The sequence below is a fragment of the Streptomyces pristinaespiralis genome, assembly GCF_001278075.1.
GTDB lineage: Bacteria > Actinomycetota > Actinomycetes > Streptomycetales > Streptomycetaceae > Streptomyces > Streptomyces pristinaespiralis.
In genome coordinates, this window is record NZ_CP011340.1 from 1,684,540 (window position 1) to 1,697,386 (window position 12,847).

9 protein-coding genes and 1 pseudogene are annotated in these 12,847 nt (G+C 72.8%); 5 read left to right on the forward strand and 5 right to left on the reverse strand.

The features are described 5' to 3' along the window. Window positions 1–46 precede the first annotated feature (46 nt). From SPRI_RS07005 to SPRI_RS07015, 3 genes and pseudogenes are all read right to left on the reverse strand, one after another. On the reverse strand, window positions 47–3,352 hold the full coding sequence (locus SPRI_RS07005) for a GH92 family glycosyl hydrolase (RefSeq protein ID WP_078951219.1): 3,306 nt from the start codon (window positions 3,350–3,352) through the stop codon (window positions 47–49). 117 nt (window positions 3,353–3,469) lie between these two features. Then, window positions 3,470–4,163, reverse strand: a pseudogene (locus SPRI_RS07010) (ABC transporter ATP-binding protein). Then, window positions 4,160–5,224, reverse strand: a complete 1,065-nt coding sequence (locus tag SPRI_RS07015; protein WP_053557699.1) for an ABC transporter permease — start codon at window positions 5,222–5,224, stop codon at window positions 4,160–4,162. Before SPRI_RS07015 ends, SPRI_RS07010 begins: the two are co-directional and overlap by 4 nt. A 111-nt stretch (window positions 5,225–5,335) precedes the next feature. On the opposite strand from SPRI_RS07015, the gene SPRI_RS07020 reads away from it, so the two are divergent. From SPRI_RS07020 to SPRI_RS38770, 3 genes are all read left to right on the forward strand, one after another. Further along, a complete protein-coding gene (locus SPRI_RS07020) occupies window positions 5,336–6,529 on the forward strand; it encodes a sensor histidine kinase (protein ID WP_053556769.1) in 1,194 nt (397 codons plus the stop codon). Beyond that, window positions 6,526–7,167 carry a response regulator gene (locus SPRI_RS07025; protein WP_005309791.1) on the forward strand — a complete coding sequence of 214 codons (642 nt, stop codon included), beginning with the start codon at window positions 6,526–6,528 and terminating at the stop codon, window positions 7,165–7,167. Before SPRI_RS07020 ends, SPRI_RS07025 begins: the two co-directional genes overlap by 4 nt. Window positions 7,168–7,303: 136 nt before the next feature. Continuing rightward, complete coding sequence (locus SPRI_RS38770) at window positions 7,304–7,477, forward strand: hypothetical protein (RefSeq protein ID WP_005309793.1); 174 nt, start codon at window positions 7,304–7,306, stop codon at window positions 7,475–7,477. A 271-nt stretch (window positions 7,478–7,748) separates the two neighbouring features. Here the strand turns inward: SPRI_RS38770 and SPRI_RS07030 are convergent, their stop codons facing one another. Both SPRI_RS07030 and SPRI_RS07035 read right to left on the reverse strand, forming a co-directional pair. After that, entirely contained in the window at window positions 7,749–8,075 is a 327-nt protein-coding gene (locus tag SPRI_RS07030) for a DUF5955 family protein (RefSeq protein WP_182327861.1), read from the reverse strand. A gap of 121 nt (window positions 8,076–8,196) precedes the next feature. Beyond that, window positions 8,197–10,125: a serine/threonine-protein kinase gene (locus tag SPRI_RS07035; protein WP_107082422.1), complete on the reverse strand. Its 1,929-nt coding sequence runs from the start codon at window positions 10,123–10,125 to the stop codon at window positions 8,197–8,199. Window positions 10,126–10,315: 190 nt separating this feature from the next. On the opposite strand from SPRI_RS07035, the gene SPRI_RS07040 reads away from it, so the two are divergent. After that, window positions 10,316–10,930 (forward strand): nucleotidyltransferase family protein, encoded by a 615-nt coding sequence (locus SPRI_RS07040; protein ID WP_005309799.1) that lies wholly within the window; start codon window positions 10,316–10,318, stop codon window positions 10,928–10,930. Between the two features lie 251 nt (window positions 10,931–11,181). Next, window positions 11,182–12,804: a malate synthase A gene (aceB, locus tag SPRI_RS07045; protein ID WP_005309801.1), complete on the forward strand. Its 1,623-nt coding sequence runs from the start codon at window positions 11,182–11,184 to the stop codon at window positions 12,802–12,804. Window positions 12,805–12,847: the final 43 nt, after the last annotated feature.

Consider the following 12,847-nt stretch of genomic DNA (forward strand, 5'->3'; position numbering starts at 1 on the left):
GAAGGGCCGGGACCGCGCGAACGCGGTCCCGGCCCTTCGCCGTGCCTCAGACCAGCGTGAGCGCGTACACCTCCACCCGCGGGTCGTCCGGCAGGCTCAGCGAACGCACCGTCTTCGCCGCGTCCAGCGGCGCGGAGGTCGCGAACAGCCGTACGGAAGGACCGTCGACGCCCTGGCCCCGCCGGATCCGGTGGTCCATGTCGAGCGCGACGGTGCTGCCACCGGGAGCGGAGCCCGCCCAGTCGCCCACGGTGACGGGCAGCTCGGCGCTGGTGCCGTCGGTGTAGCGGACGGTGAGCGTCGTGGATACCGTGCCGTTGTGGGCCGCGGCCACCAGCCGGAGCGTGCTGTGCCGCCCCGCAGGCAGGAGCATCGACTGCCCGCGGGCCTCGGTGAAGTTGGCGGCCGTACCCGACGCGTCGGGCGCCTGGTAGGTGACGCCGCCCCAGGTCACCGGGCCGGTCTTCGGCAGCAGCGCGGCGTCGTAGCTCCAGCCGCCGCCGTCGAAGTCGCCCTCACCGGAGGCGGCCACGGTCGCGGTGCCGTCGTGGTTCGCCTCCCGGGCGAGGTCCACCGCGCACTGCCCGTCGGCGGGTGTCGCGCACCGGTTCGGCTCGCGGACCTCGACGGTGGCCTCCCGCACCAGGCTCTCCACGCCGGAGCCGGCCACCTCGACGCGCACCGGGTAGGACCCGGCCTTCGTCCCGGCCGGCACGCTCACCTCGGCCTCGACCGTGCGCTGCACGGGCAGCCGGCGGGAGTCGAGCGTGAACGAGGACGGCATCCGCACCCCCCAGCCCTCAGGGGTCCGCGCCCGCACGGTGACCCGCAGCGCGCCGGGAGCCTGCCCCATCACGTCGAGGGTCAGGTGAGCGGTCTGCGGGGTGTCGCCCTGCGGTACGACGTCGGAGCCGGCCCGCAAAGAGGCGTCCAGCCGGCTGCGGGAGTCGGCGGTCGCACGGTTCACCGACGGCGGCTCCGCACTCCTGCCGGTGCCCCAGGAGGACGGCGCCTCGCCCAGCTCGTGGGCGAGGGTGCCGCCGTGCGCGACGGCGTCCCAGTCGAGCCAGGTCCGGCGCAGGTCACGGCCGTCGAACGCGGACCGCTGGATGTAGCGGGTGGTGTCGCTCGCTCCCGGCGCCTTGATCGTCAGGGTGCCGCCCTGCTCCTCGCCGTACTTCCCGATGCGGACGACGGCGGAGGAGAACTGCGGGCTGGAGACGGCGAGGAAGTCGCCGCCGCTCATCGTCGGATAGAGGCCGAGGGAGGAGAAGACGTACCAGGCGGACATGGTGCCCAGGTCGTCGTTGCCGGTCATGCCGTCGGGGCCGTTGGTGAAAAGGGTCATCGCCGCGCGGACGACGGTCGCCGTCTTGGCCGGCGCTCCCGCCCACAGGTACATGTACGGGGCGTGCAGGTCGGGTTCGTTGTTCGGGTTGTAGGTGGGCTTGCCGTAGTAGTCGTACGGCGCGGAGATCCAGTCCTCGCGGGCCGTGCGCTCCGGGTCGGTGAGCAGCTTGTCGTACGCGAAGAAGGAGTCGAGCCGCTTCTCCGTGGCGGACCTGCCGCCCATCAGGGCCACCAGCCCGGCCGGGTCCTGCGGCACCAGCCACTGGTACTGGTGGGCGCCGCCCTCGTGGAACTGGTGGGCCGCCTCGACGGGGTCGTACGGCGTCAGCCACGTCCCCTCTGCTGTACGCGGCCGGAACTGCCCGATGCCCGAGTCCCACAGATTGCGGTACCACTGGCCGCGCGCCGCGAACGTCCGGGCGTCGGCCGCGTGGCCGAGCTCGCGGGCCATCAGGGCCAGCGAGGCGTCGGCCGCCGCGTATTCGAGGGTCGCGGAGGCCGGGTGCTTGCAGTCGTTGTCGCCGCCCTTGTCCGCGCAGTCCTTGCCGATCTCCAGGCCGGAGGGGAGGTAGCCGCGCTCCTTGTACTGCTCCACCCCGGAACGGCCGTTGTAGGGCGAGTCGGCCGGCGGTGTGCTGGTCGCGTTCTCGCGCAGCAGCCGGTACGCCTCCTCCTCGTGGCCCGCGAGGAGCCCCTTGGACCATGCCTCGACGAGGAACGGCGTCACCGGGTCGCCGGTCATGATGTTGGTCTCGCTGTTGGCGAGCGCCCAGCGCGGCAGCCAGCCACCGTCCCGCCCGGCGGCGACGACCGACAGGGCCACATCGCGGGCCACCTGCGGCTGGAGCAGCTCGAGCAGCTGGTTCTGCGGCCGGTAGGTGTCCCACAGGGAGAGGTTCTGGTAGGGCGTGAACCCGTCCGCGGTGTGCACCTTGCCGTCGAAGCCGGCGTACCGGCCGTCCACGTCGCCGGCGACGTTCGGGTGCAACTGGGCGTGGTAGAGCGCCGTGTAGAAGGCCCGCTGCCGCTCCACGGTTCCGCCGCCGACCTCGACGGAGCGGAGCTGACGCTGCCAGGTGGCACGCAGACCGGCACGGGTGGCGTCGAAGTCGTACGAGTCACCGGTCTCGGCCGCCAGGTTCTTGCGGGCGCCCTCGATGCCCGTGTACGACAGGCCGACCTTGACGACCACGTCGCGGTCGTCGGCCGCGTCGAACGTCACCCAGGCGCCGTTGCCGCCCTCGCCCTTGGCGTCACGGCCTCCGGGGGTGCGGGTGTCGCCGCGCCAGGTGCCGTGCGCGGCGAAGGGCCGGTCGAAGGTGGCGGTGAAGTGGACCGTGTGGCGGTCCTTGCCGGCACAGAAGTTCCCCGCCTCCACGCGGCCTTCGACGGTGCGGTCGCCGACGACGTGCACCTCGGAGTCGTACACCCGCTGGTTGGCCTTGCCGGTGTTGAACAGGACGTTGGCCTCACCGGTGGCGGGGAAGGTGTAGCGCTGCCAGCCGGTGCGGGGCGTGGCGGTGAGCTCCGCGTCGATGCCGTACGTCTTCAGGCCGACGCGGTAGTAGCCGGGCTCGGCCTTCTCGTCGTCGTGGGAGTAGGCGGACCGGTAGCGGGACGGATCGACGGTGTCGACCGGTCCGGTGGTGGGCATCAGGGGCAGTTCACCGGCGACGGAGCAGCCGACGCCGGAGAGGTGGGTCTGGCTGAACCCGTGGATCCTGTCCTGCTGGTAGTCGTAGCCGCCCTGTCCGCCGGTGTCGGGGCTGACCTGCACCATCCCGAACGGGGCGCTCGCACCGGGGAAGGTGTTCCCGAAGTTCTGTGTGCCGACGAAGGGATTGACGAGTGCGGCGGGGTCGTCGGCCACCGGCGCGGCGGCCTCGGCGGCGGGAGCCGGGGCGAGCAGGCCGCCCCAGGCGAGAGCGGCGGCGAGCGGGACCACGGCTGCCCGCGACGTGCGCGCCCGTATTCTCCTCAGCAGTTGATGCATGGGCGTCATGAGCGTCCCTCTCTGAATCCATGGACCGGCGCGGAGACTTGACCATGCATCTGACATCGTTGTCAACGCCCTGGACCGATTTCCCCTCCCCGGGGGAACCGGTCCGTGGCGTCGCGCTCAGAGCGACGCGGTGAGCGTGGGCGCGAGTCGGCCGTCCGTCATGGTGACCGTGCGGTCCATCCGTTCCAGATGCGCCCGGTCGTGCGTCACCAGCACCGTCGCGGTGGCCCGTTCGCGGGTCAGGCGCACCAGCAGGTCCAGGACCGCCGCGCCCCGCTCGTGGTCGAGCGCGCTGGTCGGTTCGTCGACGAGGAGCACGGCCGGGTCGTTCATCAGCGCGCGGGCGATGTTCACCCGCTGGCGTTGGCCGCCCGACAGCTGGTGCGGCCGGCGGCCGGCGGCCGGCCTCCGCCGCGAGGCCGACCGCGTCGAGCAGTTCGAGGGCCCTGCCGCGGGCGGTGCGCGCGACCCGGCCGGAGACATGGGCCATCACCTGCAACTGCTCCGCCGCCGTCAGCGACGGCAGCAGGTTCGGCTGCTGGAAGACGATGCCGATGCGCTCGCGGCGCAGGGCTGCCTTCGCCGCCGGATTGAGCCCGGCCGTGTCGGCGCCGTCCACGACGACCCGGCCGCTGTCGGGGGTGACCAGGGTCGCCGCGACGGCCAGCAGGCTGGACTTGCCGGAACCGGACGGTCCGACGACGGCGGTCAGCGACCCGGCCGGAACATCGAGCGAGACCCGGTCGAGTGCGGTGAGCCGCCCCCTGCCGTCGGGGTAGGTGAGGGTGATGTCGTCGAGCAGCAGGCTCATCGTGCGCTCCCGAGTGCGGTCAGGGGGTCGACGGCGGTGATCCGCCGGATGGACAGGGCGGCCCCGGCCGCGCCGAGGACGATCATCACGGCGGCCGGGACGAGGACGGTCGGCGCGTCGAGCACGAACGGCACGTCGCCGCCGCTGATCAGCGCCCCGGCACCGGCCGCGAGCCCGGTGCCGAGCAGAGTTCCGGCCGCGAGCATCACCACGGCCTGGCCGAGGGCGTCACGCAGCAGGTACCGGGTGGAGGCGCCGAGGGCCTTGAGCACGGCCACGTCGCCACTGCGCTGGATCGTCCACACCGTGAAGAACGCGCCGATGACGAGGGCCGAGATCGCGAACAGGAAGCCGCGCATCAGCTGCAGCGAGCCGTTCTCCGACTGGTAGGAGCCGATGGCGCTCAGGGCGTCGTCGACGGTGCGGGTCTGCGTGCCGATCGCCTCGTCGGCGGCGGCGGTGTCGGCGCCGCCCGTGGTGGTCAGCGCGATCACGGTCGCCGCCGGGCCCTGGGAGAGGCGCTGCCAGTCGTCGAGCGCCGTCCACACCACGGGGGTGTGGGAGTAGGAGGCGTCGCCCTCGACGGCGGAGACGGCGGCGTCGAGCGTGCCGAGCCGGACGCGGTCGCCGGCCCGCAGCCCGAGCTCGTCCGCGGCCGGCTCGGAGAGCACCACCTCGCCGGAGCGCACCGGGCGCGGCGCGAGCCCGGCCGACGGCTCGCTGCCGAAGGCGGAGACGGCGGCCGTGCGCTCCCCCGCCGTCGCGTTGAGGGTACGGATGCCCAACGGGGCGGCGGCGGTGACACCGGGCAGGGCGGCCCAGTCGCGCCACTGGTCCTCGGCGACGGCCGAGTTCGCGAACGACACCGACTCGCCGCCCGGTGGCGCGGCGAAGGCGATCCGGTCGGCGGGCAGGCCGGTGAGGGCCGAGGTGTTCTCCCTGGCCAGGCCGGCGGTGAGCCCGGACAGCAGTCCCACCAGCAGGGTGATCAGCACGACGACCGTGCCCATCAGCGCGAACCGCCCCTTGGCGAAGCGAAGGTCTCTCCATGCGACGAACATGGCTCCCAGCCTGGTCGGCGCGACGGGCCGGGGCATCGCACTCCGGTGCGTATCCGTCTCAACCTTTTGATTGAGCCGGTCGCCCGGCGCCTTGCTTACGCTGGAGTGACCATGGACTCCCGGACCCTGACCCCCGTCGTGCGCGTACTGCGCGTGTGCCTGCACGCCCTGCTGGCCGGACTGCTGGCGCTGACCGCCGTACGGGCCGTCACCGGCGGCGAGCCGCACGCGTACGCGGTCGTGACCGTGGCCGCGCTCGTCGCGGCCGTGTACGCGGCGGGTGTCCTCACCCCCGCGGTGCACCGCTCCGGGCGTGCCGCCGCCCTGTGGCTCGCGGCACTCGGGGCGGCGTGGCTGGCGCTGCTGGTCCTGTCGCCGGACGCGCTGTGGGTGGCGTTCCCGCTGTACTTCCTCCAGCTGCATCTGCTGCCGGGCCGGTGGGGTCCGGCCGCGGTGGCGGCGACGGCCGCCGCCGCGATCGGGAGCTTCCTGCTGCACGGGCAGACGGTCACACCGGGCACGTTCATCGGACCGTTGCTGGGCGCGGCCGTCGCGGTGGCGACGGTGCTCGGCTACAAGGCTCTGTACCGGGAGAGCGAGAGCCGCCGCCGGCTGATCGAAGAGCTGGTCTCCACGCGCGCCGAACTCGCCGCCGCCGAACGCACCGCGGGGACGCTGGCCGAACGGGAACGGCTCGCCCGTGAGATCCACGACACGCTCGCGCAGGGCCTGTCCAGCATCCAGCTGCTGCTGCGCGCCGCGGAACGGGTCCTGGACGAGGACGACCCGGCCGCCCGGCACGTCCGGCAGGCGCGCCGGGCGGCGCAGGACAACCTGGCGGAGGCCCGCCGGTTCGTCCGTGCCCTGTCCCCTCCCGACCTGGAACGCGGCTCGCTGGCCGGGGCGCTGGAGCGGCTGTGCGCCGGAGCCCACGGCCCGGTGGTGCGGTTCTGCCTCAGCGGCACGCCCGTGGAGCTGCCCACGCCGTACGAGGTGGCGCTGCTGCGGACCGCGCAGTCGGCGCTCGCCAACACCGAGCGCCACGCTGCCGCCTCGCGGGCGGAGATCACCCTCAGCTACATGGACACCTCGGTGTCGCTGGACGTCGTCGACGACGGCCGGGGCTTCGACCCCGGCGCGGCGCCCCGCGGGGAACGCCGGGAGGGCGGCTTCGGGCTGCGCGCGATGCGCTCACGGGCGAGCTCGCTCGGCGGGACGCTGAGCGTCGAGTCCGCGCCCGGCCAGGGCACGGCGGTCGCCCTGACCCTGCCGCTGCCCGCGTCGGTCCCGGAGCGCGCGGCATGAGCGGCCCCGTCGGCCCCGTCCGTCTGCTGCTCGCCGACGACCATCCCGTCGTACGGGCGGGACTGCGCGCGGTCCTCGACACCGAGACCGGCTTCGAGGTCGTCGGCGAGGCGGCCACCGCGGAGGCGGCGGTGCGGCGCGCGGCCATGGGCGGCGTCGACGTCGTGCTGATGGACCTGCAGTTCGGCACCGGCATGCACGGCTGCGAGGCGACGGCGGCGATCAGCGCGCTCCCGGACGGCCCGCGGGTTCTGATCCTCACCACGTACGACACGGACGCCGACATCATCGCGGCCGTGGAGGCCGGTGCGGCGGGCTACCTTCTGAAGGACGCCCCACCGGAGGAACTGGCCGCCGCGGTCCGCACGGCGGCGGCCGGCCGGTCGGCGCTGGCGCCGGCGGTGGCGCACCGCCTGATGGACCGCATGCGCACCCCGGCCGAGGCGCTGACCAAGCGCGAGCTGGAGGTGCTCCAGCTGGTGGGCGACGGCCTGTCCAACCTCCAGATCAGCAAGCGGCTCTTCCTGAGCCAGGCGACGGTGAAGTCCCACCTGGTGCACATCTACGCCAAGCTGGGCGTCGATTCCCGCACGTCCGCGGTGGCGGCGGCGACGGCGCGGAGGCTGATCCGGCGGTGATCGCGCACGTCCCTGCAGCGGAGGCGCGAACGCGACGCTGCCGGGGCCCGCGGCGTTCCCCACGCACGCGAAGCGACCGGTTTCCACCCCTTGAGGCTCGGGCAGCCGCAGGGGTGGAGGCTACGAAAGGACCGACATGAGTGCCGGAGAGAAGGCCAAGGCCAAGGCCGAGCAGGTTGTCGGCAGGGCCGTGCGGAAGGCGGCCCACGCGATGGGCAAGGAGACCACCGCGGCCAAGGGCGCCGCCCTGGAGACACGGGGCAGGGCCCGCGAGACCAAGGAGAACTCGAAGCACGGCTTCCGGCGCTGACCGCGTCACCGCGTCCGCCGACACGCCCGCCACAGCGTTCCCGCCGCCCGGCGGACCGGACGCGTGCGGAGCACCAGGAACGAAGAGACGCGCGTGTTCACGTGGTTCGTGGCGGCGAGCGGTCCGGAGCACCGGATGACAACTGGGTAGGTCCGGGTTCCCGGTTCACCCCGTTCGCCGGCCCGGCGCCGCCCGTACCGTGTGCCCACAGACCGGCGGACGCGCGCTTTCTGCCACCCTCAGCGGCGGCCGAAAGCGCGCGTCCGCCGGGTCAGCGGCGCTGCGGCGGTGCCTCGCCGAAGAGGTCGACGGCGGCCCGCACCTGCATCAGCGCGGGCGACAGCGCGCTCACCGATCCGACGGCGCCCGCGATCAGCAGCAGCGAGCGGCGCATCCGTGGGATCTCGGGGTCTCCCGCCGCCACCATCGCCGCCAGCACCGCCAGTTCGTCCTCCGCGATCCCTCGGTCGCTGAACTCGGCGGGATAGCCCGCCAGTTCGCGCCGGAGCCGGGCGACGGCAGCTCTCAGCTCCGCCGCTCTCGGCTCCTCGCCGCTGCCACTGCCTGTCACCCGCGTCTGCCCCACGCTCCGCAACACAGCCAGCCCCTCGCACGTCCTTGTGCACTCCACGGCCCCGCCGGGGGCCGTGGTCAACGCCCGAGGGGTGCGGGCCAGTTAACGCCATCAGGGCTACGGTGCGCCACCGTGCGGACACAATTCAGGACGTCGGGACGACGTCCATCGCGTTACGCCACACGGTCACATCGACGGAGATGAACTTGCTGGGGTCGTTCTCCGGGGACTTGCCCTGGTAGGTGAGCAGACCGACATGGCCCGAATCCGTCAGGACGCAGATCTGGGAGCCCTTGGACAGCAGTCCCGTCTCGATGGTGGTCGTGTAGCGGGTGTCGCTCCGGCAGGTGTCCAGGTCGCCGGTCTGCCCGGTGCGGAGCAGGATCATCCGGCCGGTCTCCGTCTCGACCTGGTTGAGGTCGCCCTCGTACTCGAAGTCCGCGTTGGAGTCGTCGTTGACGGGCTTGACCGGATCGTGGTCGAGGAAGATGTGGTAGTTGTTCACGATGTCGAGCCCCGTGTACGTCTTGGGCTCGGGGTCCGGGACCACGTCGCCGGGCGCGGTGTCGATTCCGTCGCCCTCGGCGGCGGGCGTCGTGGCGCCGCCGGAGGGCGTGGTGCCGGCGGGCTTCGACGATTCGGGGCCGCTCTTGTCCTGGCTCTGGTTCTTCTTGCCCTGGTCGTCGTCCGAGAGCGCGAGATACGCGCCGCCGCCCGCCGCGCCGCCCAGCACCAGGGTGGCCACCAGGGCGAGGGCGAGATTGCGCCCCTTGTTCTTCTTCTGCGCGGCGGCCGGTCCGGGCTGCGCGACCGTGCCGTACGGCTGAGGACCGGTGTGCTGGTGGTGCGGCGCCGTCTGCGGGTAGCCGTAACCGGGCGTCTGCGGCCCCGCCTGCGGATAGCCGTACGTGGGCTGCTGCGGCTGCGTCCCGGGCTGCTGGTGGGCCGCCTGCTGCGCCTGCTGCATCATGTGCGGCTGCGGCTGGACCGGCGGCTGCTGGTGCGCCTGGGGCTGCGGGGCGGGGCCGAATCCGGGCGGCGGGGTCGACGGCGCGGCGTGCGCGGTCGGCTGGTGGGTCGGGGCGGGCGCGGCCGGGGCGGGGGCCTGGGGCGCCGGCGGGGTCACGGGCGGCTGGCCGGCCGCCGGGGTGACCGGCGGCGCGGGCGCCGCCTTGCGGGTCGTGATCTCGGCGGCCACGGCGCTCGGCAGCCACTCCTCGGGGCGTCGCAGCACCGTTTCCGCGTTGGCGGCCTGGCAGATGCTCAGGATCTCGGCGACCGAGGGCCGGCTTTCCGGCTCCTTGACCATGCAGCGGGTGACCAGCTCGCGCAGCTCGTCGGGGAGCCCGGTGAGGTCCGGCTCCTCGTGCACGATCCGGTAGAGCACGCCGTGCGAAGTGCCTTCGCCGAACGCCGCCTTGCCCGTCGCCGCGTAGGCCGTGAGCTGGCCGAGGGCGAAGATGTCGGTGGCCGGCGTGACATGGCTGCCGGCGGCCTGCTCGGGCGCCATGAACGAGGGCGTGCCGATGGTGACGCCGCTGCTGGTCAGCGAGGTGGCGTCGGCGGCGCGCGCGATGCCGAAGTCGATGACGCGCGGCCCGTCGGCGGCGAGCAGGACGTTGGCGGGCTTGAGGTCCCGGTGGACGATGCCGGCGCCGTGGATGATCTGCAGCGCCTCCGCGATGCCGGCCACCAGCAACAGCACCGTCTGCACGGGCAGTTTGCCGTGCTGGGCGACGGCGTCCGCGAGGGACGGGCCGGGGACGTACGCGGTGGCGAGCCAGGGCTGCTCGGCCTCGGCGTCGGCGTCGATGACGGGCGCGGTGAACAGGCCCTGCACCCGCTGCGCGGCCTGTACCTCCTGCGCGAACCGGCGCCGGAACTCGGCGTCCTGGCCGAAGTCGGGCCGGATCACCTTGATGGCGACGGCGCGCCCCCCGGGCGTGTAGGACAGGTAGACCTTGCCCATGCCGCCGGCGCCGAGGCGAGCGGCGAGCTTGTATCCGGCGACGTGCTGCGGATCGTCCTCACCCAGCGGCTTGAAGACCGTTCCCTGGTGTGCGCGGCCACTCATCGACTCTTGATCCCCCATGGCGAACCTCAGTATGGAAGGTGCACCTTATCCAAGTAGCACCCCGCTCTCCACGTCGGACGACGTACGCCGCACGGACGGTTGCGGGAACGCGCGGGCAACGCACGTTCGGAGCAGCGCCCCACAGGGCGCCTGTCCGTGTTTTCACCCTCTTTTGGGATAAGGAGTCCCCATGTCATCTCCTCGTACTCCGACGGGCCCTCAGGAGCCGGTCGTCGCCGGATTGTTGCTCGCGGCCGGTGGCGGCAGACGGCTCGGCGGCAGACCGAAGGCGCTGCTGGAACACCGCGGCGGGCGGCTCGTCGAGCACGCCGTACGGACGCTGCGTGAGGGCGGCTGCGGTCCGGTGCATGTGGTGCTGGGCGCGGCGGCGGAGCGCGTACGGGTGGAAGCGGACCTGACCGGCTGCGTGGTGGTGGACAACCCGGCGTGGGAGGAGGGGATGGGTTCGTCGCTGCGGCTGGGGCTCGCCTCGCTGGGAGCGGCGGACGCGGCGCTGGTGCTGCTGGTGGACCAGCCGGGGATCGGTGCGGATGCGGTGGCCCGGGTGCGTGCTGCCTACCGATCGCGTTCGTCGCTGGCGGCCGCGGCGTACGGGGGGCGGCGGGGGCATCCGGTGCTCTTCGGCGCGGACCGCTGGGAGGAGATCGCGGCGGGGGCCGAGGGCGATCAGGGGGCACGGGCGTATCTGCGCGCCCACGCCGACGCGATCACGCTCGTCGAGTGCGGTGACGTCGCGGAGCCGTACGACATCGACACCCCCGAGGATCTCCGGCACCTCGGGTGAACGGCGTGGCACGGTGCGCCACGGTCTGTCGACCCGGAGAATCTCGACATCAACAAACCATTGAACTTCCACCATGCGATAACTAGTATCCACTGATCAGAAGCGCCTGACTGCTCGGACGGCGCCTTCGGCCGTACCCCGGAGCCACTGGCACTGAGTGCCGTCCCGGCGACCCGGCGGCCGCACGGCGCCCCCGCACCGCCCGTGAAGCATGCGAAGCATGTGAAGCTCGCTGAAGGAAGTGACAGCTCATGTCCGCACCAGCGCCGTCCCCGCTGGCCATCGTCGAAGCCGAGCCCCTGCCCCGGCAGGAAGAGGTCCTCACCGACGCGGCCCTCGCGTTCGTGGCCGAGCTGCACCGGCGCTTCACCCCGCGCCGTGACGAGCTGCTCGCCCGCCGCGCAGAACGCCGCGCCGAGATCGCCCGCACCTCCACGCTGGACTTCCTCCCGGAGACCGCCGCGATCCGCGCGGACGACTCCTGGAAGGTCGCAGAGGCCCCCGCGGCCCTGAACGACCGGCGCGTGGAGATCACCGGACCGACCGACCGCAAGATGACCATCAACGCCCTCAACTCGGGCGCGAAGGTCTGGCTCGCCGACTTCGAGGACGCGTCCGCCCCCACCTGGGAGAACGTGATCCTCGGCCAGCTCAATCTCATCGACGCCTACGAGCGCCGGATCGACTTCACCGACCCGAGGTCGGGCAAGACGTACGCCCTGAAGCCCGCGGAGGAGCTCGCGACCGTCGTGATGCGCCCGCGCGGCTGGCACCTCGCCGAGCGCCACCTGACCGTGGACGGCACGCCGGTGCCCGGCGCGCTGGTCGACTTCGGCCTCTACTTCTTCCACAACGCCCGGCGCCTGCTGGACCTCGGCAAGGGCCCGTACTTCTACCTGCCGAAGACCGAGTCCCACCTGGAGGCCCGCCTCTGGAACGACATCTTCGTCTTCGCCCAGGACCACGTCGGTGTCCCGCAGGGCTCGGTCCGCGCGACCGTGCTGATCGAGACGATCACCGCGGCGTACGAGATGGAGGAGATCCTCTACGAGCTCCGCGACCACGCCTCCGGCCTGAACGCCGGCCGCTGGGACTACCTGTTCTCCATCGTCAAGAACTTCCGCGACGGCGGCGAGAAGTTCGTCCTCCCGGACCGCAACGCGGTGACGATGACCGCCCCGTTCATGCGGGCGTACACCGAACTGCTGGTGCGCACCTGCCACAAGCGCGGCGCGCACGCGATCGGCGGCATGGCCGCGTTCATCCCGTCCCGCAAGGACGCCGAGGTCAACAAGGTCGCGTTCGAGAAGGTCAAGGCGGACAAGGACCGCGAGGCCGGCGACGGCTTCGACGGCTCGTGGGTCGCCCACCCGGACCTGGTCCCGATCGCGATGGCGTCCTTCGACGCGGTCCTCGGCGACCGGCCGAACCAGAAGGACCGCCTGCGCGAGGACGTCTCCGTGGCGCCCGGCGACCTGATCGCGATCGACTCCCTCGACGCCAGGCCCACGTACGAGGGCCTGCGCAACGCCGTCCAGGTCGGCATCCGCTACATCGAGGCGTGGCTGCGCGGCCTCGGCGCGGTGGCGATCTTCAACCTGATGGAGGACGCGGCGACGGCGGAGATCTCCCGCTCCCAGATCTGGCAGTGGATCAACGCGGGCGTCGTCTTCGAGAACGGCGAGCGCGCGACTCCGGAGCTGGCGCGGAGGGTCGCGGCGGAGGAACTGACCGCCATCCGCGAGGAGCTCGGCGAGGAGGCGTTCACGGCGGGCAACTGGCAGCAGGCGCACGACCTGCTGCTGAAGGTGGCGCTGGACGAGAACTACGAGGACTTCCTGACGCTGCCGGCGTACGAGCAACTCGTCGGCTGACGCCTGCCTTCCGCGTCGTCCCGCACCCGCGCACCACTCCCGC